Below are 22,956 nucleotides of genomic sequence, written 5' to 3' on the forward strand. Positions count from 1 at the left end.
GTCAAATCTTTGTCTGACGCGTTCACTTGACGCGAACCGGGGCCCACCCCGCATCCGGTGGGGGCAGGCTTTCGCCCGAAACGCGTCAGGAGCCCGGCAGCACCGCGCGAAACTCGATGCCGTGCAGATTGATGGTTGGGCTGATGCCAAAATGATTGCCGCCGAACACCTTCAGGCGGCGGTCGAGTTCATCCTTGAGAATATCGAGCGGAATGTCGCACATCGCCCGATAGGCGCGGCGGGAATATTTCCGGCTGCCCCATTCGATCGCAAGCACGGGCGGCAGCTTCGGATCCGTCGCAAGCGATTTCGCCATGCGCCAGAATTGCTGCGCGAGATGGGCATAGGCCAGACCCTCCAGTCCCAGCACGGAAATGTCGCGCGGAACGGGAAAGCGCGCGACGTCGATGATCGGGCCGGCGTCGACCTGCTCGACCATGATGTGGACGGTGACGCCGAACTCCGTTGCCCGCTCGTAAAGCGCAAAATGAGACGGCGCCCAGCCGGGGTAATCGGGCGGACCCGGATGGAAATTGATGGCGCCGTAACCCAGCTTCGCAAGAATGCGCTTGGAGACGATTTCCGGCGTTACGAACGCGATCAATCGGGCGCGCTCGAGCAAATCGGAATCCAGCGCGGCCAGATCGGCCGAATATGCGACCGAAATGACCGCAAGGTCCGGATTGTGTCCGCGCAACACCGGCGGCATCACGACCTGTTCGGCTTGACCCGCAAGCAGAATGACCGTGTCGAACATCGCCTTCCACGCTTGCTGGTTGCCCCCGGACAGTGATTTGACCGGTATCATCGGCGATCATCCTTCTGCGGAGAAGGATGATTGCGAGGCGCGTTGTGCCCGGACCGAGTTCAGGTCTGGTAGTCGATCAGAATCGCTGAGAGTGATCCGCTGCTGTTGCTGCCAACGGCGGAAGTCCCAGTCGCGCTGTAGGACGAGGCGGATGAGGCCGACAACGAGTCCTGCAGAGATTTGAGGAACTGCTTCAGGATATCCGCCGCGCTGGTGGAGCTGCTCGAGCTGTCGCTAGACGACGAGCTGTCGGTGTTGCCGCCCGGGGGCGGGCCGCCAGCACCGCCGGGGCCACCCGGACCACCAGGGCCGCCTGAACCGCCGGGTCCGCCGCTGGCGAACGCCTGCTTGAAGACGTCCTGCAGCTCGGTGGCCTGATCGCTGGTCAGCTTGCCGCTGGACACTTCGTTCGCGATCAGGCTGTCGATCTTCGACTTCAGGTCGCCGGGTGACGCGTTGGCGCTGCCGGACGAAGCGCTGGCCTGGCCGCTCTGCAACGAGGAATCGATGTCGTTCAACGCGGAGGACAGCGCACTCTGATCGGAAGAGCTGATCGCACCGGAATTCACTTCCGACTGCAGCTCGGCCTGCAGCTTCTGCAGGGGCGATTGGTAACTGGTGCCGGAGGTCGCGGAGATCGAGGTCATGATGGCTCCAAGGAATATGGGAGGGATCTTGAAGGGGTCTTGCGGGACACCCCGAAGCTAAGGTTAATGCCGTTAACGAGACCTTTTTGCTGCCTTGCTGGCGTGTTGCGGTGTGTTGCCCCGTGTTGCAGCCGGGGCGCCAGAAACATTCCGAAACAAAAATCCCTCGGCTATTTTTCCGAATCACTGACTAAGGTCCGCATGCCCATGGCAACGCCGAACATCCTTGTCGTTGAAGACGACCGCGAGACGCGGACGCTGATCGCGAAATATCTGCGTACCAATTCCTGCAATGTGACGACCGCGAATGACGGCCGCGAAATGGCCCGGCTCATGACCGACCATCGCGTCGATCTTCTGATCCTTGACGTCATGCTTCCCGGTGAAGACGGCCTCAGCCTGTGCCGCAAGGTCCGCGCCGAATCGCAAACGCCGATCATCATGCTGACCGCGCGCGGCGAAGACGTCGACCGGATCCTCGGACTGGAAATGGGCGCGGACGACTATCTCGCCAAGCCGTTCAACCCGCGCGAGTTGCTCGCGCGGATCAACGCGGTGCTGCGGCGCCAGGCAGCAGCGCAGACGGTCAGCGCCACCAACGGCGCGGTCGCGCTCGGCTTTCTCGGATGGCGAATCGATCTCAGGCTGCGGGAACTGCGCAATCCCGAGGGCGCGCGGGTCGCGATGACCAGCGCCGAATTCGATTTGTTGCGGACCTTCTGCGAGCGGCCCGGCCGCGTGCTGTCGCGCGACAGCCTGCTCGATCTCACGCAGGGCCGCAACGCCGGCTCGTTCGAACGCAGCATCGACGTGCTGGTCAGCCGCATCCGGCGCAAGATCGAACCGGATCCGCAGGAGCCCGTCATGATCAAGACGGTGCGCTCCGGCGGCTATATGTTCACGCCCGGCGTGCAAGCGCTCGCGACGGACAGCTGATCATGAAGCTGTCGGGTTTTCTCAATCTCAAGGGGATCAGCGGCCAGATCGCGGCCCTTGTAGTCGCCTCGATCGTCGCGATTCATCTGATCATCACCGCAAGCTTTCTGATTCACCCGCCCGATCAGTTCGATCCGTCACCCGGCCGCGGACACAGCCAGCTCGCGGCCGCGGCCCAGCTTTTGGGCGCGTCGCCCCAGGCCGAACGGGCACGGCTTTTAGACGATATCGCACGGACGTTTCCCCAACTGGACATCGCGATCCTTCCACCCGGCTTCGTTCCCGCCGCGAACAACGCGGATAGTCCCGAGCTGCACGGCCTGCGCCGCCACCTCGGCAACAGCTATCGGATTTTTCCGCTGGCGTACGGGCCCGACGGCTACAGGGTTGCGATTGCGCTGCCGGATGGCGCGACGATTTCCGCAAAAATCCCGCCGGAGCAATGGCAGCGTCCGTTCTGGCGCGGGCCGTGGATGACGACGCTGCTGTTTGCCGTTATCTGCGTCAGCCTGCTCGGCCTGTGGGCGGCGCGGGCCCTGACGGCGCCGCTGTCGTCGTTCGCGAGGGCCGCCGAAAGCTTCAGCCTGAACGGCGCCGCGGCCCCGCTGCCCGAACGCGGCCCGGAAGAAATCCGCTCGGTCGCGAAGGCGCTCAACCGCATGCGGGAGCGGATCACGACCCTGATCAACGACCGCACCAAGATGCTGGCCGCCATCAGCCACGATCTGCGGACCCCGATCACCCGGATGCGGCTGCGCTCGGAATTCATCGAGGACGATTCGCAGCGCAGCCGGATGCTGCACGACCTCGACCAGATGCGGTCCATGCTGGAGTCCGTGCTTTCGTTCCTGCGCAACGACCGCAAGCTCGAACAGATGACGCTGGTCGATGTCGCCAGCACGCTGCAGCTCGTCACCGATCAGTTCGCCGATATGGGCCACAAGGTGGTCTACGAAGGCCCGGAGCACGCCATGGCCATGGTGCGGCCGGACGACCTGCACCGCAGCGTCACCAATCTGGCGGAGAACGCCGTCAGGTTCGGCGCGGAGGCCACGATCCGCCTGAGCCTGACGTCCGATACCATGACGATCGACGTCGAGGACGACGGTCCCGGCATCTCGGACGAGCGCAAGGATGTCATGCTGGAGCCGTTCGTCCGCGGCGACGACGCCCGCAACATGGATGACGTCACCGGCTTCGGCCTCGGGCTCTCCATCGCACGCGCCATCGTGCTGGCGCATGGCGGCGGGCTGTCGCTGCACGACGGCAAGCCCCACGGATTGATCGTGCGCATCGAATTGCCGCTTCGCCAGCCCGGCCTGCAGTCGGCCGCCTGAGCGGACAATCGGAGAGGCCCTGGAGCCCGTTTCGACACAATCGAAACGGAACTCCAGATTCTTGATTTGAGCGGCTCCCATGTCGCTTGAAAACGCTCTAACCGTTTCCAGTCGCAAGCCTCTGCAACATCGCGTCGAAGGCCGCCTTGATGCGCTGGACGAACGGCGTCTTGTAAGGGAATCGCTGGTTCTGGTCGTGCACCAGCATCGAGGCGTTGACCTCGAACACCACAAGATTTTGCGAACGATCGAGCCCGCAATCGATGCCGAAATAGTCGAGGCCGACGCGCTCCCTGATTTCCCGCAGCACCTGATAATGCGAGGCGCCGAACACACTGGCGGGATCGTTCAGGAACGCCTCCTCTTCCCGCTGCATCCATGCATGATCGGCCATGTCGGTGTTGTCGTGATGCACCTTCCAGCGGTCCGCGATCGCGAGGTGATAGGGCAGGATCTGGCCGTCCACGAAGATAAAACGGTATTTGCGAAAATAGCCGTCGGCCGAACGATAGTCGATATATTCGATGAAATAGCGGTCGCTATCCGTTTGTCGCGCGAGCGTCGCGGCGAGTTCAGCGGCGTCTTCGATCTTTTCGAAATCGTCCCCGCCATGGGTCCCGGCCGGCCGGACCAGCACGGTGGATGACGACGAGAGCGCCGCCTGCAAATCGGCGACGGCAAGGTCGGCGCCTGCCTTCTGCCGCAGCACCTTCGGGACAATGCAGCCCGGTATTCCTTCCAGCCGGTCCGCGACGGCATCTCGCGTCGTGCGCGCGATGTTGCGCGGGTGGTTCACGATCGGTTTGCCGAGCTGGGCTGCCAGATCGGCGGCCAGCGGCAACACGGCGGCGGCCTGGTCCGCATCCGAGATCAGATTGACGACGACCTGCACGTCCCGCTTCAGCAATTCAACGTCGAATTGGCTGGAGCCGAACAGCGCGAGCGTATCGGTATCGTAAAGGGGATCCTTGAACAGATATCCGTGCGGTGTGTTGCCCGCAAAGGGAGCAAACAGCGCCAGCACGCGAAAATCCGCCGGGAATTTTGCACCCTGACGGCGGACAAGCGGCTGGATGCGGGCGGCTTGCGCATAGGCGGCTTCCGCGGCTTCGATATCGCCGAGCGTCTGTTTGATGCTGCCGATCCAGTAGATCGGGTCGGCATCACCGGAATCGAGGACGCCGGCGCGCCGAAAACATTCGAGCGCGGGCTCCAGTTCGTTCAGCTCGACATAAAGCTTGCCGAGCTCCTGGTGGAGTTTGGCATCCTGCGGCCGCTCCTCGATCAGCTCCGTCAGAAGCAGCTTGGCCATGAGATATTGCTGCGTGGCCATCAGGGCCTGAACCAGATTGGTGCGCGACGGCCAATGGTCCGGGCTCAGCGCCAGCGCCTGCAGGTAGAGCGCGATGGCGTCGTCAGGATTTCCCGTCCTGAGACGTATATTGCCGAGGTTGCACCAGCACGACGTCAGATGCGGCGCCAGCCGCAGCGCGGCCTTGTAGCTTCCGGCGGCAAGTTCGAGATCGCAACGACGCATGCAGGCATTGCCGAGATTCGAATGCAATTCCGCAACCGTGTCGGTGGAAACGAATCCGGACGGTCCGTTTTCGGCGACGGCGAGGCCGCGTCGAAACGCGGCGACCGCTTCATCGATCCTGCCGGCGGTGTAATGCTCGCGCCCGACGTGCAGATAGCGCGCGGCGTGGGCGCCGGAGATTTCGGCAGCCGGGATACGCGCTGCTGACGCTGATGTCGACATGAACCGGATCCTGTTGCGATGGATACCGTCCGACGATGTCGGCGTTTGATAAACAAAATCCTGCCGCCGCCGGCAATTAAACACCGCCAAAACGGCAAATTTGCTTCCGAAAATTTCGGAGGCCGGAGCAAGAAATATTCAGCAATAATGACCGGCGTCGCGAACGGTCGAAACTTCGGCTACAGCCTGCGGAACGAATCAGCGGATAGTGCTAGGCTTGGAGATCACCGAGATCGATTCCCGCATCGTGACAGGCCTGAAGCAGAACATCGCGCTATCGCCTGGAATTCACGGCGCCGATCGCGGCTGGGCGCCCCGGCTGTCGCAGGAAGCCCGGTTGAGGCAGCTTGAGGACGAACTGGCGCGGCACGCCATCGAGGGCTGCGCCGTCGAGACCGAGATCGAGCGCGCGGTCCTGCTCGGCGCGCTCAACCGGGAACCGGACGCCCGGCAAGCCTTCGTCGACATCCTGCGGCGGGCGCCGACGAATTTTTCCGCGCTCAACGAATTCGGGACGCTGTTGACGAACATGGGCGCGATCGATGCGGCCTGCCGCGTCTATTCGGAGGCGATCGCCCATCATCCCGACAATCCGATCGGGCACGTGAACCTGGCCAACCTGCTGCTTCGCGCCAACCGGCACGGGGACGCGCGGGCGCATTACGAAGCGGTGTTGCGGATCGATCCCGAACATGCGCCGGCGCACCAGGGCCTCGGCGCCGTGCTCTCGGATCTCGGCGAGCGCGCCGCCGCGCGCCATCATTTCGAAAAGGGCTTTCGCGGCCATGCCGTTTCGAGCCTGCCATATCGCGGCACCACGCCGCCGGTCGCCCTGCTGCAACTGGTGTCCTCGGGCGGCGGCAACATCCCGACCGCGCCGTTTCTGGACGACCGCGTGTTTCTGACGTCCGTCATCGTCACGGATTATCTCGACCCCGCAAGTCCGCTGCCGCCGCATCGGCTGATCTTCAACGCCATCGGAGATGCGGATCTGTGTCAGCCGGCGCTGAAGGCCGCGACGCGGATGGTCGCGCGGACGAGCGCACCGGTCATCAATGATCCCCGCGCGGTGATGGAAACCGGCCGGATTGGCAATTCAAGGCGGTTACGTGCCCTGCAGGGTGTGGTGACACCGCGCACCCTGGCGATGGCCCGCCGCATTCTGGCTGGCCCCGAGGGCGCCGGTTCGATCGCCAACCACGGGCTCACCTTTCCGCTGCTGCTGCGTTCTCCCGGCTATCACACCGGCCGCAATTTTGTCCTGGTCGAAGCGGCTGCGGGGCTGTCTGCCGCGGCCGCCAGCCTTCCCGGCGACGATCTCCTGGTGATCGAATATCTCGACGCCCGCGGCGAAGACGGCAACGCGCGCAAGTACCGCGTCATGATGATCGATGGCCGGATATATCCGTCGCATCTGGCGATATCCGCGAACTGGAAGGTGCACTACTTCACCTCGGATATGGCCGACCACCCGGAATATCGGCGCGAGGAGGCGGATTTCCTTCGCGACATGCCCGCGGTCCTCGGCAGCAAGGCCATGACGGCGCTCGAATGCATACGGGACCGCCTCGGCCTCGACTATGCGGGCGTGGATTTCGGGCTTGGTCCGGATGGCGATCTCTTGTTGTTCGAGGCCAACGCGACCATGGTGATCGCGCCGCCCGGCGCCGACGAGCGCTGGGCCTATCGGCGCGACGCGATCGGCAAAATTCGCGACGCCGTCGTCACCATGATCCTGCAGAAATCAAATTGCTGAGCGGACCTGTCGTTCAGGCGGAGCCGGCGGCCTTCCGCGGACAAAGTTGCATACTCCGCGGGCAATTTGATTCGGATTCCAATGCTGCAGTGCGTCTGATACGCCGCCGCATTTCGTTTGGCGAAATAATGGCGATACAAATTTTCTCTTTTGTCGTTTGCGCCGTCCTTTGATTGACGATGTCGTGATCTCAGGTAGCATCTCGCCACGATCCGCTAGAGATCGAACTGGAGGGTACATGAAACGCAGCATTGGGCTGGCCGCTGGCCTTGTCATTCTCACTTCGTTGGGAGCGAGCGCTCAAACGACCGATCAACTGGTCAAGGGAGCGACCGACACATCGAACGTCCTCAATTACGGCATGGGTTATAATCTGCAGCGGTTCAGCCCGCTGACGCAGATCAACAAGGACAACGCCAAAAACCTTGTGCCGGTCTGGAATTACAGCTTTGCCGACGATCGCAGCGAGGAGTCGCAGCCGCTCGTCTATCAGGGCGTCCTCTACGTCACCACCCATGCGGCGACGATGGCGGTCGACGCCAAAACCGGCAAGCAGATCTGGAAGACCAAGGTCGAATATCCGCCGGAAACCCCGCGGATCGTGTGCTGCGGCATCATCAATCGGGGTGCGGCGATCTACGAAGGCAAGATTTTCCGCACCACGCTCGACGCCAACGTCGTCGCGCTCGACGCCAAAACCGGCAAGGAAGTCTGGCGCCAGAAAGCCGCCGACATCAAGGAGGGCTATTCGATGACGGTGGCGCCGCTGGTCGCGGACGGCGTCGTCCTGACCGGCATCTCCGGCGCGGAATTCGGCACCCGCGGCTTCATCGACGGCTGGGATCCCGAGACGGGCAAGCATCTGTGGCGCACCCACACCGTGCCCACTCCCGATGAGCCCGGCGGCGATACCTGGAAGGGCGACACCTGGAAACTCGGTGGCGGATCGACCTGGATCACCGGCTCTTACGATCCGGAACTGAACACGGTCTATTGGGGCATCGGCAACCCCGGTCCGTTCAACGCCGCGGTGCGCCCCGGCGACAATCTCTATACCTGCGCGGTGCTGGCGCTGGAGCCGAGGACCGGCAAGATCAAATGGCATTACCAGTTCTCGCCGAACAACCCGTTCGACTATGATTCGGTCGCCGAGATGGTGCTGGCCGACCTCAACGTCGAAGGCAAACAGACCAAGGTGCTGATGGACGCCAATCGAAACGGTTTCTTCTATGTGCTCGACCGCACCAACGGAAAGCTGCTGGCGGCCAATCCCTATGTGAAGGTCAACTGGGCATCCGGCATCGACATGAAGACCGGGAGGCCGATCGAGACCGATATCATCAGGGATGCCCGCGACGGCAAGAAGGTCGTCGTGTACCCGTCGATTCTCGGCGGCAAGAACTGGGAGCCGATGTCGTTCAATCCGCAAACCGGCCTCGCCTATGCCAACACGCTCTCTATCGGCGGCCATTACAAGACCGAGCCGGCGACCTACAAGGCGGGTGAATGGTATCTCGGCATGGACCTGACGGATCTGTGGGAGTGGCCGGAAGGCGACGCGCCGCGCGGCCACCTCAAGGCGATCGATCCCTTGTCCGGCAAGACCAAGTGGGAAGCGCCGAGCGCGATCCCGCGTTTCTCCGGCGTGCTGTCGACCGCCGGTGGCGTCGTGTTCTCCGGCCAGTTGACCGGCGAGTTCGAGGCGTTCGACGCCGATAGCGGCAAGAAGCTGTGGCAGTTCCAGACCGGCTCGGGCATCGAGGGTCAGCCGGTGACGTGGCAGCAGGATGGTGTGCAATATGTCGCCGTCAACAGCGGCTATGGCGGCGTTTATTCGCTGTTTGCCGGCGACGAACGGCTGGCCAACGTGCCGGCCGGCGGATCACTGTGGGTGTTCGCGGTAAAAGCCCAGTAGTGGTTCTGGAATGATCAAGCCAGCTTTGATTGCGGCGGCGACGTATTTCGCCGCCGCAATGACGGTAAGTGCGCAGACGACGACGCCTGCCGCGACGCCGAGCCAGAATGCCGGCGCGGATCAGGCGCAGATCGACCAGGGCAAGGGCGTCTATGCCCACAACTGCTCGCACTGCCACGGCCCCAATATGGTCAACGGCGGCACGGTCGCGCCGGACCTGCGCGCCTTTCCGAACGACAGAGACCGCTTCGTCACCACGGTGAAGCGAGGCAAGAACGGCAGGATGCCGCCCTGGGGCGACGTCTTGAATGACGATCAGATCGCCACGCTATGGGACTATCTCGCGAGCCGGAGAACGCCATGAGGATCTGGCTTAAATCATCCGGAGCCGCGGCGGCGCTGATCGCAGCCTTCACCCTGCCCGCTTCCGCCGCCGGCGAGGTGCTCAAGGTCTGCCTCGACGAGGATCTGCCGCCGCTTTCGGCGCATCATCGCGGCAAGCCCGACAGCGGTTTCGACGTCGCGTTGGCCGGCGCGATCGCGGAGAAACTCGACCGGCCGCTGAAGATCCAATGGTTCGAAAGCAAGCTCGACGAAGATTCGAGCCCGGCGCTGGAAGCCAATGCGCTGCTGTCGGACGGCCGCTGTTCCCTCGTCGGCAGCTATGCCCTGACGAGGGACTCGCTGGTCGTGCCGGGCGTCAAGACGGCCAAGCTGCCCGATTTCGACGGCGCCACCATTGCCGATCGCAGGGGGCGCCGCGTGCCGCTCGGCATATTGACGCCCAGCCAGCCTTATCTTTATTCGCCGCTGACCATCGCGCTTGGCGCCAAGGCGAGCGAGAAGGCGCGCGATCGCCACATGGCCGGCATCGGTGACCTCGCGGGGCTTCGCATCGGGATCGAAAGCGGGACGCTCGCCGACGCCGTTCTGATGACCTTCGACAACGGGCGGCTGATCGACAACATCACCCATCTGGTGCCGGGGCGGGACGATCTGCTCGGCGCGCTCGACCGCGGCGACCTCGACGCGACCCTGCTCGATCTGCGCCGGCTCGACGCCTATCGCGCCGCCCATCCCGACAGCAAGATCACGGGCTCCGGCTATTATTATCCAATCGGCGTCAATCGCGGCTATGTCGGCCTCGCCTCCGACCCGGCTCTGCTTGCTGGGGTCAACAAGGCGCTCACCGATTTGCAGGGCTCGGGAACCATCGCCGCGCTCGCCCGGACCGCCGGGCTCACCTATCTGCCGCCGCGCGAGCCGGCGATCCTCGGCGACGTCTGGCTGAAGGTGCTCGGGAAATAAAGCGCTTGGCAAATAATGACCAAGCCGGCGCGGAGCAAAAGCCCGTGCGCCGGGCTTACGAAATGATGCCGCAGGCAGGATCGGCCTGCGCGCATTGGCATGATTTTCCGCGCCGGATTCACCGGGCCGAAAGTTCTTGGGTCCATGGTGCACAACTGGACGCAACCCGAAGATCGACATCATGAAGCCGCAAGAGTCCGCGCTGCAAGTGCGAGGGTTAACAAAGCGTTTTGACCGCCTCGCGGTCGATGCGCTCGATCTCACGGTGCGATCCGGCGAGTTTTACGCACTAGTCGGCCCCAACGGCGCCGGCAAGACCACGACATTGCGCATGGTGGCCGGGCTGTTGCGGCCCGACGCCGGGTCGGTCGCGGTGTTCGGCATCGACGCGCTGTCCGATTCCGTCGCCGCCAAGCAGATGATGGCGTGGGTTTCCGACGAGCCGATGATCTACGACAAGCTGACGCCGCTGGAATACCTCGAATTCGTCGCCGGCCTGTGGGGCATCGATCCCGCGACGTCGGAACCGGCCGCGCACCATTTGCTGGTCTCGCTTGGGCTGGAGCCGCATCTGCACGAGCGCTGCGAGGGATTTTCCAAGGGCATGCGCCAGAAGGTCGCGCTGGCGGGAGCATTGGTGCATGACCCCCGCCTGATCATCCTGGACGAGCCGCTGACCGGCCTCGACGCGGTGTCCGCGCGCCACGTCAAGGGCTTGCTCGGCGATCGCGTCCGCTCCGGCTGCACCGTGATCATGACTACGCATATTCTCGAAGTCGCCGAGCGCATGGCCGACCGCATCGGCGTCATCGCCGCGGGCCGGCTGGTCGCCGAGGGCACGCTCGCCGAACTGCGCCAGCAGAACGGACACACCGACACCAGCCTCGAAGACCTGTTCATCGCGCTGGTCGATGTCGAGGCCGCCGCGGCATGAGTTCGGCCACTGCGCTCACCTGGTTTGCCCGCCACGAAATCCGGCTGGCATGGCGCGAATGGCTCGCGATGATGACGGGCGGCCGGCGCAAGCGAACCCGCGCCGTCATCGGCCTCGTGATCTTCGCCGCCATCATGCATCTGCCCGCCTATGCCGTCATCGGCCGGTTCGCGGACCTGCGCGCGCCGCTCGACAAATCCTCGCTGATCGTGATGACGGCGACCATCTTCCTGGCCTGGGCCTTGATGCTGTCGCAGGCGATCGAATCGGTGACGCGGGTGTTCTACGCCCGTGCCGATCTCGACCTGATCATGTCCTCGCCGGCCCGGCTGGAAAACGTTTTTTCGATCCGCATCGCGGCGATCGCACTGACGGTGATCGCGATGGCGCTGTTGTTCTCGACGCCTTTCGTCGACGTTCTCATGATCGGCGGCGGCATCAGATGGCTCGCGGCGTACGGCGTCGTGGTCGCGATCGGGCTCTCCGCCGCGGCGATGGCGATCGCGGTCACGATCGGGCTGTTCCGGCTGATCGGTCCGAGCCGCACGCGTCTGGCGGCGCAGATTCTCGCCGCCGTCATCGGGGCCGGCTTTGTCATCGCGCTGCAGATCGCCGCCATCCTGTCCTACGGCACGCTGTCGCGCTTCGCGGTGCTGACCTCGGACGCCGCCGCCCGCTTTGCGCCCGACGCCGACAGCGTCGTGTGGTGGCCGGCGCGCGCGGTGCTCGGCGACGGCGAGGCGCTGCTGCTGCTATTGGCCGGTGGACTCTTGTTGCTCGGCGCCGTGATGGCGATTTTCGCTAGCCGATTCGCCGACACCGCGGTGCGCGCCTCGGCCAGTGCCCGGCCGAACCATCAGGGGTCCCGCGGCAAGGCATTCCGTGGCGGCTCGCGGCAGCAGGCGCTGCGGCGCAAGGAATTCGTGCTTTTGCGGCGCGATCCCTGGCTGGTGTCGCAGACCCTGATGCAGCTCCTGTACCTGGTGCCGCCGGCGGTAATGCTGTGGCGCAGTTTCAATGACAGCTCCCTGGCCATCGTGCTGATCACCCCGGTCATCGTTATGGCGGCCGGCCAGCTCGCCGGTGGTCTCGCCTGGCTGACGATTTCGGGCGAAGACGCCGCCGACCTGGTGGCGACCGCGCCACTGAAACCCTCGCGCGTGATCCGCGCCAAGATCGAGGTGGTGCTGATCGCGATCGCCGTCATCTTCGCGCCGCTGGTCGCAGCATTGCTGTTTGCCTCGCCGCTGCAGGCGGTGGTCACCGCGGCCGGCGTCATTGTCGGGGCGGCTTCAGCCACCGCGATCCAGCTATGGTTCCGAGTGCAGGCCAGGCGCAGCCAGTTTCGCCGCCGCCAGACCTCGTCGCGGCTGGCGACGTTTGCCGAAGCCTTTTCCTCGATCGGATGGGCCGCGACCGCAGCGCTCGCTTTGGTGATCCCGATCGCCGCGCTCGTCAGCGGCCTGATGACGGCAGCCATTGTCGCGGCAACCTGGAAGCTCAGCCCGCGGCGGGGGTGAACGCACTTGCACGCTATGCCCCAATCAACTCCATCACCGCGGCGGCGAACGCTTCCGGCTCTTCCTGCGGCAGATTGTGGCCCGCGCGCGGGATCACGCGATGGATGCGGCGGCCTGAAAACCTCGTCGCCTGCGCCGCGCCGTCGGTCGCGGCAGCGACGCCATCACCGTCGCCGTCCAGCGTCACGGCTGGGACCGCGATCGCCGGCAGCGCTGCCAGCCGGCGCTGGATGCCGGCATAGTGCGGATCGCCTTCCGCGAGGCCGAAGCGATGACGATAGCTGTGGATCACGACGTCGACATAGTCGGGATTGTCGTACGCCACTGCGGTCCGCTCGAAACACGCATCGTCGAAATGCCAGTTCGGCGACCATTGCTGCCACAGGATACGGGCGATGCCGCGCCGGTCGGCGGCAAGACCGGCCCTGCCGCGCTCCAGTTGAAAATAGTATTGATACCACAGCGGGACCTCGCGCTCCGGCTTCACGGGCACCATTGCCTTTGCAATATCCTGGATCAGATAGCCGTTCACCGAGACGAGGCCGATGCAGCGGTCCGGCCACAACGCCGCGCCCACACAGGCGGCGTGTCCGCCCCAGTCATAGCCGGCGAACACGGCGCGCTTGATAGCAAGCGCATCCATCAGCGCGATCAGGTCGGCTCCGATCGATGCCTGCTCTCCCGAGCGCGGCGTCGCCACATCGCGAAACCGGGTCGGACCGTGGCCGCGCAAATAGGGAACGATGGCGCGACAGCCCTGCGCGGCGAGCAGCGGCGCGACATCGACATAGGAGTGGATATCGTAGGGGAAGCCATGCAGGAGCATCACGACCGGCCCGTCCGCGGGCCCCGCTTCGTAATAGGCGACGTCGAGGACGCCGGCATCGACATGGCGAAGCGGTTCCAGCCGGTGCTGCGACGGCGCACGTGGCGAACTGCTGGATTGTTGCGTCACTGTGAACTCCTCGCTGCAACTCGCGGCATTTCCCTGGAGCTTATCGCCTGGACGGCATGCCGCGAATGAAAAAATGCCGCGATGACGGCGGCGGGATTGCGCGATACAGTGCAGTCGTCACCTGACGAGCCCCGCAATGCAGCGATGCTTCCCCGCCGTTTTTGCCCTGCTGAGTTCCCTGATCGTCTCGGCGGCCGCGGCGCAGGACGCTCCGCGCAGCGAATGCCTGGCGATGGCCAATGCACCGCCGCGCGTCACGCCGGCCGGCCTCCGCGCCGCCGATACGAAGACCGACGAAGTCGCGATCACCTATGCCGGCCATTCGACCTACTACATCGACACGCCGGGCGGCATTCGGATCGCGACCGACTATAGCGGCGCCTACACCACCGGCCGGCTGCCCGATGTCGTCACCATGAACCGGGCCCACGGCACGCACTACACTTTATTTCCGGATCCGCGCATTCGCCATGTGCTGCACGGCTGGGGTGACGACGGGCAGCCGGCCAGGATCGAGACGCGCATCGGCGATGTCTTCATCCGCAACGTCACCACCGACATCCGCCGCTATTACGGCGACGATTCCGGCGGCGAGATGATCAAGGACGGCAACTCGATCTTCATCTTCGAGGTCGCCGGCCTCTGCATCGGCCATCTCGGCCATTTGCATCACAAGCTTGACGACAGCCATTTCGCGGCGATCGGCCGGCTCGACATCCTGATGGTGCCGATCGACGGCACCTATACGATGTCGCTCGACGGCATCTCGGACATCACGCGGCGCCTGCGGGCCTCCGTGGTGCTGCCGATGCACCGCTTCATGACCCCGCTCGATGAATTCATGCGAAAGATCGGCCAGCAATTCGCTATCGATACCCGGACCGAGCGGACGCTGACGATTTCGCGGGAGACGTTGCCGTCAACGCCGACGGTCATCATTCTCAGCGGCGTTTGAGGCGTCGGAAAGCTTCACCACCATCAGCTCTCACGCGGGAGGAAACATGACCGAACCAACGCAGCGAACGATCGAGAGTAACGGCATCCGCCTCAACATCGCCGAGCAAGGCAAGGGGCCCCTCGTGCTGATGTGCCACGGCTTTCCTGAATCCTGGTATTCTTGGCGGCACCAAATCGACGCGCTCGCCACCGCTGGATTCCACGCCGTGGCGCCGGACATGCGCGGCTACGGCAAGAGCGACGCACCCGAGGCGGTCGATCAATATACGATCTTCCATCTGGTCGGCGACATGGTGGGTGTGCTCGACGCGCTTGAATCTCCGACCGCTGTCATCATCGGCCATGACTGGGGCGCAAACGTCGCATGGCAAGCAGCGCGCCTTCGCCCCGACCGCTTCCCCGCCGTAGTCGGTCTCAGCGTGCCGTTTCGGCCGCGGAGCCCGGTGCGCCCGACCAGCATCATGCCGCAAACTGCGGATACGCAATTCTACATGCTGTATTTCCAGGAGCCCGGCGTCGCCGAGACTGAGCTTGAGCGCGACCCGCGGGCGACCGTGCGCAATATGCTCTACGGCGCTTCGGGCGAAGGCGCTGCCGCAATCCGTGCTGCCGCGGCAAGCGGTAGCGCTGCTCTCGACGTCGGCATGGTACCGAGAAAGGGCGGACTGTTGCGGGGTCCCGGCGCTCCGGCAACCCTGCCCGCATGGCTCAGCGAAGCGGACATCGATTTCTATGCCGGCGAATTCAAGCGCTCGGGCTTTCGCGGCCCGCTCAATTATTATCGCAACATCGATCGCAACTGGGAGCTGATGGGGGCGTTCGCGGATACAAGGGTCACCGTCCCGGCGCTGTATATCGCGGGCGACCATGACATGGTGCTTGCCGCGCCCGGCACCGCCGAGTATCTCGCCGGCCTCAAACAGTTCGTCCCCGCGCTGCGCAACATCCAGATGCTCCCCGGCTGCGGTCACTGGACCCAGCAGGAACGTCGCAGCGAGGTCAACACAGCCATCATCGATTTCGTTCGCAGCCTGCCAGGCTGAAGGCCGGGTGCGGGACGGTTTCGACAAGGAAAAGACAGGAAAGGAAGATCCATGGCCAGCAGCCTGCCCGCGTCCAAAAGCGGGCTCTACGCTGATCCGCGCGAGGACTGGCTTGGTCAGCGCAAGGAAGAAATCCTCGATCCCGCGCGCCCGATCGTCGATCCCCATCATCATCTCTGGGACCGCGGCGGCCAGCGCTATCTGATCGAGGAACTGGCCGCCGACATCGCTTCCGGCCACAACATTGTCGCAACCGTCTATGTCGAGGCCCGCTCGATGTATCGCGCCGGCGGCCCGGAGGAGATGCGTCCCGTCGGCGAAGTCGAGTTCGCGGGTGGCGCGGCGGCGATGAGCGCGAGCGGCGGTTACGGCAAAGCCGCGATCTGCGCCGGCATTGTCGGCCACGCCAATCTCCTGCTGGGCGATGCCGCGCGTGCGGTTCTGGAAGCGGAAATCGCCGCCGGCAACGGGCGCTTCCGCGGCATCCGGCATTCCTCGCCATGGGATGCGGATCCCGACGTTGCCGGCATGTATGCGCTGCGTCCGAAAGGGCTGCTGCTCGATCCGACCTTTCGCAAGGGCTTTGCCTGCCTCGCGCCACTGGGTTTAAGTTTCGATTCCTGGCTGTTTCATCCGCAGATTGGCGAACTCGCCGATCTCGCACGCGCCTTTCCCGACACCAAAATCGTGCTCGACCATTGCGGCGGCCCGATCGGTGTCGGCAGTTACGCCAGCCGGCGCGAGGAGATCTTCAAGGGCTGGAAAGCCTCGATCCAGGACATCGCGAAATGTCCCAATGTGGTGGTGAAGCTCGGCGGGCTCGCAATGCGGCTATTGGGTTACGATTTCCACGAACGCCCGCTGCCGCCCTCTTCAGAGGATCTGGCCGCGGCGTGGCGTCCCTATGTCGAGACCTGCATCGAGGCGTTCGGCCCCGACCGGGCCATGTTCGAGAGCAATTTTCCCCCGGACAAGGGCCAGTGCAGCTATCAGGTGATCTTCAACGCCTTCAAGCGCATTGCCGCGCCCTACAGCGAGGCCGAGAAGACTGCCTTGTTTTCGAAGACGGCGACAGACGTTTATAAATTGTGAGGCTTGGGTATCGGTTTGGAGGGAAGCAATGAAATCGCGGGCTTTTTCACTGAAGATTCTGGCATGTGCTGCCCTCCTGGTGGCATGGAATTTCGCAGCTCAATCGGCGGATGCAGCAACCGTGGTCGCGCTCGGCGCCAGCAACACCTATGGCAAGGGCGTGGCGCGCGACGAAGCCTTTCCCGCGCAGCTCGAAGCGATCCTGCGGGCGAAGGGGCTCAACGTCAACGTGGTCAATGCCGGCATCAACGGCGACACTACGGAAGGGATGCTGCAGCGTCTGGACAGCGTCGTGCCGAACGGCACCAACGCCGTAATCCTGCAGCCGGGCGGCAATGACGCGCGCAAGGGCAGCCCTGATCGTACCGCAGAGATTCAGAGCCGGCTGAGGGCTCGGGGCATACGCGTAATCATGGTGCCCAACAACGCGTTCAGGGGATTGCCGCATCAGCCCGATGGGCAACATCTGACCCCGGAGGGCTATCACATGCTCGCGCAGTCGCTCGCCTCCAGGGTCGCCGGCGCGGTTCGTCGCTAGCGACCGTTCGAAATCGGCCGCCCCCTCAGCCGGCGCCAAGCAAGCTCGCGGGCCGGCGCTTGCCGGCCGGCGCCAGCGTTCGCTTGATCCTGGAGAACACCCGCAGCGCGAAGCCGAGCATGGCTGGATTGGTCTTGCGACAGAACGCCAGTTTCTTGACCCGGCCCTCGACATGCCATTTGGCGTGGGCGCCATCCTTGAAGAAGATCACGTCGCCGGGGCCGTAGCGGGTCGGACCCATGGTATCGTTTTCAAGAACGATCGAGCCTTCGAGAACGAGGATCGTCTCGTCGAAATCGTAATACCAGTTGAATTTGCCCTCGCTGCATTCCCAGACGATGGTCGATGCGACCCCGTCCGCGCTGTGCGAAAGCGCGCAGGATTGCGCCACCGGATTGCCTTCGATGATCCAGGACGGCTCGATCGGACTGGGCTTCAGATTGACGACGAGATTGCCGGTTTCGATCAGTGTGCGAGACATCGTGGCCCCCAACGGAAAGTTCAAAAATGCTAGAAGATGCAAAGGGATGCAGGCTGGCGAATTTCGACGCCAAGCTAATAATAATCGCTTAAGCCTTTCTTACGGACACCGCTGCAATCGGAGCAAACCGGCTGCGACAAAACGCAGCAAATCGCGACTCGTCTGCGGCCGAACGATCCGGCGCAACACTCCGTGACAAGAAATCCGGAACGCCGCACAGCCCTTGCGATTTTGCCAACACGCCAAATATGACCAAGCCGGTCCTTAGACGGGGGATACAATGATATCCGAGAAAACCATGGAGGCTGCGGTCCTCGACGGCCAGGGCGCCGCATTCCGGATTGCACCCGTCCCCCGGCCGGCTCTCCAACCCGAGCAAGTCCTGGTCCGGATCGCAGCGAGCGCGGTCAACCCGCTCGACCTCAAGATACGCGCCGGCCAGGCCGCACATGCACGCCAGCCCTTGCCCGCGATCCTCGGCATCGATCTCGCCGGGACGGTCGAAGCGGTCGGCGACGGCGTGACCGAATTCCAGCCCGGCGACGACGTCTACGGCATGACCGGCGGAGTCGGCGGGCTGCAAGGCTCGCTGGCGCAATACGCGGCGGTCGACGCCGATCTGCTGGCACCAAAACCTGCCAACCTCACGATGCGCCAAGCAGCAGCCCTGCCGCTGATCTTCATCACCGCGTGGGAAGGCCTGGTCGATCGCGCCGCCGTGCATGCGGGACAGAAAGTGCTGGTCCATGGCGGCGCCGGCGGCGTCGGCCACATCGCCGTCCAAATCGCGCGCGCCTTCGGGGCGGAAGTGTTCGCAACCGGCTCGGCAGCCAGCCAGGTTTACATCAAGCGGCTTGGCGCCGTTCCGATCGACTATCGGGCGATGTCGGTTGAAAACTACGTCGCCAAATACAGCGATGGGCGCGGCTTCGACATCGTCTACGACACCGTGGGCGGCACGACGCTCGATGCCTCCTTCAATGCCGTCGCCCGGTTCGGCCATGTCGTCAGCGTGCTTGGCTGGGGCACGCATGCGCTGGCGCCGCTGTCGTTTCGCGCCGCGAGCTACTCGGGCGTGTTCACGCTGCTGCCGATGCTGACCGGAGAAGGCCGCGCGCATCACGGCGAGATCATGCGCGAAGCCACGAGGCTCGTTGAAGCAGGCAAGGTCATTCCCCGCGTCGACCCCCGAAATTTCACGCTGTCGAGCGCCGACGACGCCTATCGCGCGATCGAGGCCAATGACGCCGCCGGCAAGATCGTGGTCGACGTCGGATAACGTTAAATTAGACAGCCTTCCCCAAGCCGCGCAGCACCAGTTCGTTGAGCCGGCTGGCGAACGCCGCCGGGTCTTCCGGCAGCTCCCCGTCCAGAATCTGCGCCTGTTCCAGCAGCAGCAACGACAGATCGCGGGCGGCATCCTGCTGGCCGGCAATGGCTGCGACCAGCGGATGGCGCATGTTGATTTCGAGGATCGGTTTTGTCACCGCGCCCCTGTTCTGCTGCGCCAGCAACCGCTCGAGCGCGCGGTCCTGCCCCGTCCCTCCCGCCACCAGGCACGAGGCGCTGGTGGTGAGCCGCTGTGAGGCGCGCACGTCGGAGATGCGGTCGCCCAGCACATCCTTGATGACGGCGATGGTCGCGGCCTCATCGGCGGCGGCCGGCTTCTCCTTGTCCGCGGCACCGTCGTCGAGCAGCGGGATCAGCCCGAAATCGACGTCACCCTGGCTCAGCGACTTCAGCGGCTTGCCACCGAAATCCAGTGGCGCCGAGGTCCAGAAGGCGTCGACGGGATCGGTCAGCAGCAGCACCTCGATGCCGCGCGCGGTCGCCGACTCCAGCTTGGGATTCGACTTCAGCCGCTCGATGCTGTCGCCGACGAGGTAATAGATCTCGGTCTGGTTCGGCTTGAGGGCCTCGGCATACTGCTTCAGCGCGCGTTTCTCGCCCGATGTCGTGGTGAAGCGCGACAGCGCCAGCAGTTTCTCGCGCCGCTCGAAATCCTCCCAGATGCCTTCCTTGATCACGGAGCCGAAGGCGTCCCAGATCTTGGTAAAAGTTTCCGGCTCTTTCTCGGCGAGGCTTTCCAGTTCGCCGATCACCCGGCCGGTCACGGCTTTGCGGATCTGCGCCAGCTGCGGATTGTTCTGCAGCATCTCGCGGGAGATGTTGAGCGGCAGGTCCTCGCTGTCGATCACGCCGCGGATGAAGCGGAGATAGCCCGGCAACAGGTCGGCATCGTCGGCGATGAAGACGCGGCGGACATAGAGCTTGACGTGTCCCTTGCGGGTCGGCTCGAACAGGTCGAAAGGTTTTGTCGACGGCGCGAACAGCAGCACGGCGTAGGACTGCCGGCCCTCGGCGCGATAATGCAGCACCATCGCCGGCTCGTCATAGGCGCCGGCGATAGAGCGGTAGGCCTGCGTATAGTCTTCCGGCTTCAGCTCCGATTTCGAGCGCTGCCACAGCGCGCTGGCCGAATTGACCTGGCGCGGCTCGCCTTCCTCGGGCTTGAGTTCGATCGGAAACTGGATGTTGTCGGAATAGGCGCCGACGATCCGCTCGATCTCATAGGTCTCGAGATATTTTTTCGCGTCGTCCTTCAGATGCAGAACGATTTCGGTGCCGCGTGCGACGCGCTTGGCGTCGTCGTCACTCGCCGGGGCAATGTCAAAACCGTTGCCGCCGGACGAGATCCAGGTCCAGGCCTCATTGGTGCCGGCGCGGCGGCTGGTGACGGTGATGCGGTCGGCGACCATGAAGGCGGCATAGAAGCCGACGCCGAACTGGCCGATCAGGCCGGCGCCGTCCTTGGCTTCGGTCAGCCGGGCAAGAAAGGATTTGGTGCCGGAACGCGCGATGGTGCCGAGATTGTCGATCAGCTCCTGCCGGTCCATGCCGATGCCGTTGTCGACCACCGCGAGCGTCCCGGCCTTCTTGTCGGGGACGATGCGGATCCTCGGCGGCTCGCCGTCGGCCGTCAGATCCGGCGCCGCGATCGCCTCGTAACGCAGCTTGTCGAGCGCGTCTGAACCGTTCGAAATCAGCTCGCGCAGGAAGATATCGGTCTCCGAATAGACGGAGTGCACCATCAGGTGAAGAAGCTCGGCAACCTCGGCCTGAAATGGTTGGTGCTCGGCAACAGTGTCCGTCGTCATGATCGGTCTCGCTAAGATCGCTGGGGGGAAGGCCAGATATAATGAAGTTGTTCGGGCTGGCAAGATTTAGAGGGCGGGCTTCGTATAAAGTTGCAGCAGGCCCGCGGCGGCTTCGCCAGCGCGGCGCGCGATCTCGCGTGGGGTGGGCCGCTCGGCGGTTCGCAGCAAGAGGCCGGTCATCAGAGTGCCCCAGAGCAATCCGATAAAATGCTCGGCCATCTCCGCTGGATCGCCGTTGAGCTGCCCGGCCGACCGGGCCCGGCTCATCATCTCCCGCAAGGCCGCCCGGCTCGGCTCGGCGCCCAGGGAGTTCAAGGCCCGGGCGACCTCGGGCGCGCGGACGGCTTCGGCGATCGCCAGCCGAAACACGGCAATGACGGTCGGATCGGAGATCTCGCGCAAAAGCTGGGTTCCCAGGGTTTCCAGCGCGCGCACCAGCGTTTCCCGATCCTTGGGTTCCGGCAGGCCTGCGGGCATCCGCAGCCGTTGGGCACGCTCGCCGATGCAGGCCGCCAGCATTTCCTGTTTGCTGCCGACCAGCGCGTAGAGCTCGCGTTTCGAAACCCGCGCCCGGGTCGCGATTTCCAGCGTCGAAGTCTCGGCAAAGCCGCGCTCCATGAACGCCGAGAAGGCCGCATCGAGGATGCGCTGGCGCGCCGGGGTTTCATCGGCCTCCTCGCGCCCCGGTTTTGCCGTCGTCTTCGCCGTCATGGAATCTCCCTTGACTTGGTACCAACCGGTACCATACATTCAAAGCGGTGGTACCACATAGTACCTATCCCGGGCAAAATGCACAAGGAGGCTTCGCCATAACAAAACCAGTCCTCGTCACGTCAGCGGCCGGCGGCAGGCAAGGCAAGACCGGACGCCACGTATCGGAAATGCTGCTCGCCCGCGGGATTCCCGTCCGCGCCTTCGTCCATAGCATCGACGAACGCTCCGAGCATCTGCGTGCGCGCGGCGCCGAAATCGTCGAAGGCGACTTTCTCGACGCCCGCGCGGTCCAGCGCGCGGCGCAAGGCACCTCGGCCATTTACTTTGCCTACCCGGTGCAGGACGGCCTGCTCGACGCCAGCGCCGCGATGGCACTGGCTGCCCGCGAAGCCGGCATCACGCGCCTCGTCAATCTCGTGATGCTGCAATCCTCGATCGATGCCCCCACCCCGCGCATGCGGCAAAACTATCTGTCCGAGCAGGTGTTCGAATGGGCAGGAATCGGCGCGGTGCATGTCCGGGCGACCGTGTTCTACGAGAATCTGGGCTCGCAGGTCCGCCAGAGCCTGCCGGCGCAGGGCGCCGTGCGGCTGCCCTGGGGCAAGGAGACCACCGTCCTTCCGCTGGTCGCGGCCGAGGATGTGGCGCGGGTCGCGGTCGGCTTGTTGACCAGCCCCTCATTGCCCGCGAACGCCGCCTATCCGGTGGTCGGCAGCGTCATTTCGCTGAAGGACATCATCGCGACGTTCGGCAGCGTCCTCGCACGGAACGTGCGTTACGAGGAGACCACCGACGAGGAGTGGCGCAGCGACGCCATCGCCCGCGGCTATAATGCCCATGCGGTCGCCCATCTGTCCGCGCTCTGGAAGGCGCTACGCGCCGCCAGCCTGAATGCGGAAGCCGCCCGCTTCGCGGTGACCGACACGATCGAGAAGATCGGCGGCGCCAGGCCGAAGACGTTCGAACAGTTCGTGCGCGAGGGGCTGGCGAAATCGGCCTGATTTGAGCGATGCTCCGGCGGCCGGCCGCGGCCAGCCGGAGCATACGCGGCATGCAACGAGCCGCCTGCTGTTCCCCGCGAATTCACTCTACATCTCG

Annotated in this window: 21 protein-coding genes; 14 read left to right on the plus strand and 7 right to left on the minus strand. The window is 64.3% G+C overall.

What is annotated here, in order from left to right:
* Nucleotides 1-85: 85 nt before the first annotated feature.
* Both B5525_RS06020 and B5525_RS45265 read right to left on the minus strand, forming a co-directional pair.
* Entirely contained in the window at nucleotides 86-808 is a 723-nt protein-coding gene (locus tag B5525_RS06020; protein WP_079565187.1) for a formyltransferase family protein, read from the minus strand.
* A gap of 59 nt (nucleotides 809-867) precedes the next feature.
* Complete coding sequence (locus B5525_RS45265) at nucleotides 868-1,455, minus strand: hypothetical protein (RefSeq protein ID WP_079565188.1); 588 nt, start codon at nucleotides 1,453-1,455, stop codon at nucleotides 868-870.
* Between the two features lie 201 nt (nucleotides 1,456-1,656).
* Here B5525_RS45265 and B5525_RS06030 point away from each other — a divergent pair, with 201 nt between their 5' ends.
* Nucleotides 1,657-2,391 carry a response regulator gene (locus tag B5525_RS06030; RefSeq protein ID WP_079565189.1) on the plus strand — a complete coding sequence of 245 codons (735 nt, stop codon included), beginning with the start codon at nucleotides 1,657-1,659 and terminating at the stop codon, nucleotides 2,389-2,391.
* Nucleotides 2,392-2,393: 2 nt separating this feature from the next.
* Nucleotides 2,394-3,728 carry an ATP-binding protein gene (locus B5525_RS06035; protein ID WP_079565190.1) on the plus strand — a complete coding sequence of 445 codons (1,335 nt, stop codon included), beginning with the start codon at nucleotides 2,394-2,396 and terminating at the stop codon, nucleotides 3,726-3,728.
* A 97-nt stretch (nucleotides 3,729-3,825) separates the two neighbouring features.
* Here the strand turns inward: B5525_RS06035 and B5525_RS06040 are convergent, their stop codons facing one another.
* On the minus strand, nucleotides 3,826-5,487 hold the full coding sequence (locus B5525_RS06040) for a tetratricopeptide repeat protein (RefSeq protein ID WP_154073084.1): 1,662 nt from the start codon (nucleotides 5,485-5,487) through the stop codon (nucleotides 3,826-3,828).
* A 217-nt stretch (nucleotides 5,488-5,704) separates the two neighbouring features.
* On the opposite strand from B5525_RS06040, the gene B5525_RS06045 reads away from it, so the two are divergent.
* The 6 genes from B5525_RS06045 to B5525_RS06070 all read left to right on the plus strand — a co-directional run bounded on the left by B5525_RS06045 (nucleotide 5,705) and on the right by B5525_RS06070 (nucleotide 12,920).
* Nucleotides 5,705-7,243: a tetratricopeptide repeat protein gene (locus B5525_RS06045; RefSeq protein ID WP_079565192.1), complete on the plus strand. Its 1,539-nt coding sequence runs from the start codon at nucleotides 5,705-5,707 to the stop codon at nucleotides 7,241-7,243.
* A gap of 238 nt (nucleotides 7,244-7,481) precedes the next feature.
* The gene (locus tag B5525_RS06050; protein ID WP_079565193.1) at nucleotides 7,482-9,158 is read left to right on the plus strand and encodes a methanol/ethanol family PQQ-dependent dehydrogenase; all 1,677 of its coding nucleotides are present in this window, start codon (nucleotides 7,482-7,484) and stop codon (nucleotides 9,156-9,158) included.
* 10 nt (nucleotides 9,159-9,168) lie between these two features.
* Nucleotides 9,169-9,522, plus strand: a complete 354-nt coding sequence (locus B5525_RS06055) for a c-type cytochrome (RefSeq protein WP_079565194.1) — start codon at nucleotides 9,169-9,171, stop codon at nucleotides 9,520-9,522.
* The gene (locus tag B5525_RS06060; RefSeq protein WP_079565195.1) at nucleotides 9,519-10,466 is read left to right on the plus strand and encodes a substrate-binding periplasmic protein; all 948 of its coding nucleotides are present in this window, start codon (nucleotides 9,519-9,521) and stop codon (nucleotides 10,464-10,466) included. The genes B5525_RS06055 and B5525_RS06060 overlap by 4 nt, the downstream gene beginning before the upstream one ends.
* 181 nt (nucleotides 10,467-10,647) lie before the next feature.
* Nucleotides 10,648-11,400, plus strand: a complete 753-nt coding sequence (locus B5525_RS06065; protein ID WP_079565196.1) for an ABC transporter ATP-binding protein — start codon at nucleotides 10,648-10,650, stop codon at nucleotides 11,398-11,400.
* Nucleotides 11,397-12,920, plus strand: a complete 1,524-nt coding sequence (locus tag B5525_RS06070; protein WP_079565197.1) for a permease — start codon at nucleotides 11,397-11,399, stop codon at nucleotides 12,918-12,920. Before B5525_RS06065 ends, B5525_RS06070 begins: the two co-directional genes overlap by 4 nt.
* A gap of 13 nt (nucleotides 12,921-12,933) precedes the next feature.
* Here the strand turns inward: B5525_RS06070 and B5525_RS06075 are convergent, their stop codons facing one another.
* On the minus strand, nucleotides 12,934-13,875 hold the full coding sequence (locus tag B5525_RS06075; protein WP_154073085.1) for an alpha/beta fold hydrolase: 942 nt from the start codon (nucleotides 13,873-13,875) through the stop codon (nucleotides 12,934-12,936).
* 136 nt (nucleotides 13,876-14,011) lie between these two features.
* Between B5525_RS06075 and B5525_RS06080 the strand changes: the two genes are divergently transcribed.
* The 4 genes from B5525_RS06080 to B5525_RS06095 are packed head-to-tail and all read left to right on the plus strand — an operon-like array spanning nucleotide 14,012 to nucleotide 17,505.
* Nucleotides 14,012-14,830 (plus strand): MBL fold metallo-hydrolase, encoded by an 819-nt coding sequence (locus B5525_RS06080; RefSeq protein ID WP_079565198.1) that lies wholly within the window; start codon nucleotides 14,012-14,014, stop codon nucleotides 14,828-14,830.
* A 46-nt stretch (nucleotides 14,831-14,876) separates the two neighbouring features.
* On the plus strand, nucleotides 14,877-15,875 hold the full coding sequence (locus B5525_RS06085) for an alpha/beta fold hydrolase (RefSeq protein WP_079565199.1): 999 nt from the start codon (nucleotides 14,877-14,879) through the stop codon (nucleotides 15,873-15,875).
* A gap of 51 nt (nucleotides 15,876-15,926) precedes the next feature.
* A complete protein-coding gene (locus B5525_RS06090) occupies nucleotides 15,927-16,967 on the plus strand; it encodes an amidohydrolase family protein (protein WP_079565200.1) in 1,041 nt (346 codons plus the stop codon).
* A 28-nt stretch (nucleotides 16,968-16,995) separates the two neighbouring features.
* Nucleotides 16,996-17,505: a GDSL-type esterase/lipase family protein gene (locus B5525_RS06095; RefSeq protein ID WP_079565201.1), complete on the plus strand. Its 510-nt coding sequence runs from the start codon at nucleotides 16,996-16,998 to the stop codon at nucleotides 17,503-17,505.
* Nucleotides 17,506-17,530: 25 nt separating this feature from the next.
* On the opposite strand, the gene B5525_RS06100 is transcribed toward B5525_RS06095, so the two are convergent.
* Nucleotides 17,531-17,986 (minus strand): cupin domain-containing protein, encoded by a 456-nt coding sequence (locus tag B5525_RS06100; protein WP_079565202.1) that lies wholly within the window; start codon nucleotides 17,984-17,986, stop codon nucleotides 17,531-17,533.
* A gap of 298 nt (nucleotides 17,987-18,284) precedes the next feature.
* On the opposite strand from B5525_RS06100, the gene B5525_RS06105 reads away from it, so the two are divergent.
* Complete coding sequence (locus B5525_RS06105) at nucleotides 18,285-19,265, plus strand: zinc-dependent alcohol dehydrogenase family protein (protein WP_079565203.1); 981 nt, start codon at nucleotides 18,285-18,287, stop codon at nucleotides 19,263-19,265.
* A gap of 7 nt (nucleotides 19,266-19,272) precedes the next feature.
* Here the strand turns inward: B5525_RS06105 and htpG are convergent, their stop codons facing one another.
* Together htpG and B5525_RS06115 are read right to left on the minus strand one after the other, a co-directional pair.
* Nucleotides 19,273-21,147, minus strand: a complete 1,875-nt coding sequence (gene htpG, locus B5525_RS06110) for a molecular chaperone HtpG (protein WP_079572994.1) — start codon at nucleotides 21,145-21,147, stop codon at nucleotides 19,273-19,275.
* A gap of 63 nt (nucleotides 21,148-21,210) precedes the next feature.
* Nucleotides 21,211-21,855, minus strand: coding sequence for a TetR/AcrR family transcriptional regulator (locus B5525_RS06115; protein WP_079565204.1), 645 nt, complete (start codon nucleotides 21,853-21,855; stop codon nucleotides 21,211-21,213).
* Between the two features lie 170 nt (nucleotides 21,856-22,025).
* Here B5525_RS06115 and B5525_RS06120 point away from each other — a divergent pair, with 170 nt between their 5' ends.
* Nucleotides 22,026-22,859 (plus strand): NmrA family NAD(P)-binding protein, encoded by an 834-nt coding sequence (locus B5525_RS06120; RefSeq protein WP_079565205.1) that lies wholly within the window; start codon nucleotides 22,026-22,028, stop codon nucleotides 22,857-22,859.
* Nucleotides 22,860-22,956 lie beyond the last annotated feature (97 nt).

The organism is Bradyrhizobium erythrophlei, assembly GCF_900129505.1.
Taxonomy (GTDB): Bacteria; Pseudomonadota; Alphaproteobacteria; order Rhizobiales; family Xanthobacteraceae; genus Bradyrhizobium; species Bradyrhizobium erythrophlei_D.

What these genes read in the sequence shown, in the direction of transcription:
- B5525_RS06020 (WP_079565187.1), bottom strand. Translation starts at nt 808, where the DNA reads ATGATACCGGTCAAATCACTGTCCGGGGGCAACCAGCAAGCGTGGAAG.
- B5525_RS45265 (WP_079565188.1), bottom strand. Translation starts at nt 1,455, where the DNA reads ATGACCTCGATCTCCGCGACCTCCGGCACCAGTTACCAATCGCCCCTG.
- B5525_RS06030 (WP_079565189.1), top strand. Translation starts at nt 1,657, where the DNA reads ATGCCCATGGCAACGCCGAACATCCTTGTCGTTGAAGACGACCGCGAG.
- B5525_RS06035 (WP_079565190.1), top strand. Translation starts at nt 2,394, where the DNA reads ATGAAGCTGTCGGGTTTTCTCAATCTCAAGGGGATCAGCGGCCAGATC.
- B5525_RS06040 (WP_154073084.1), bottom strand. Translation starts at nt 5,487, where the DNA reads ATGTCGACATCAGCGTCAGCAGCGCGTATCCCGGCTGCCGAAATCTCC.
- B5525_RS06050 (WP_079565193.1), top strand. Translation starts at nt 7,482, where the DNA reads ATGAAACGCAGCATTGGGCTGGCCGCTGGCCTTGTCATTCTCACTTCG.
- B5525_RS06055 (WP_079565194.1), top strand. Translation starts at nt 9,169, where the DNA reads ATGATCAAGCCAGCTTTGATTGCGGCGGCGACGTATTTCGCCGCCGCA.
- B5525_RS06060 (WP_079565195.1), top strand. Translation starts at nt 9,519, where the DNA reads ATGAGGATCTGGCTTAAATCATCCGGAGCCGCGGCGGCGCTGATCGCA.
- B5525_RS06065 (WP_079565196.1), top strand. Translation starts at nt 10,648, where the DNA reads ATGAAGCCGCAAGAGTCCGCGCTGCAAGTGCGAGGGTTAACAAAGCGT.
- B5525_RS06070 (WP_079565197.1), top strand. Translation starts at nt 11,397, where the DNA reads ATGAGTTCGGCCACTGCGCTCACCTGGTTTGCCCGCCACGAAATCCGG.
- B5525_RS06080 (WP_079565198.1), top strand. Translation starts at nt 14,012, where the DNA reads ATGCAGCGATGCTTCCCCGCCGTTTTTGCCCTGCTGAGTTCCCTGATC.
- B5525_RS06085 (WP_079565199.1), top strand. Translation starts at nt 14,877, where the DNA reads ATGACCGAACCAACGCAGCGAACGATCGAGAGTAACGGCATCCGCCTC.
- B5525_RS06090 (WP_079565200.1), top strand. Translation starts at nt 15,927, where the DNA reads ATGGCCAGCAGCCTGCCCGCGTCCAAAAGCGGGCTCTACGCTGATCCG.
- B5525_RS06095 (WP_079565201.1), top strand. Translation starts at nt 16,996, where the DNA reads ATGAAATCGCGGGCTTTTTCACTGAAGATTCTGGCATGTGCTGCCCTC.
- B5525_RS06100 (WP_079565202.1), bottom strand. Translation starts at nt 17,986, where the DNA reads ATGTCTCGCACACTGATCGAAACCGGCAATCTCGTCGTCAATCTGAAG.
- B5525_RS06105 (WP_079565203.1), top strand. Translation starts at nt 18,285, where the DNA reads ATGGAGGCTGCGGTCCTCGACGGCCAGGGCGCCGCATTCCGGATTGCA.
- B5525_RS06115 (WP_079565204.1), bottom strand. Translation starts at nt 21,855, where the DNA reads ATGACGGCGAAGACGACGGCAAAACCGGGGCGCGAGGAGGCCGATGAA.
- B5525_RS06120 (WP_079565205.1), top strand. Translation starts at nt 22,026, where the DNA reads ATGCTGCTCGCCCGCGGGATTCCCGTCCGCGCCTTCGTCCATAGCATC.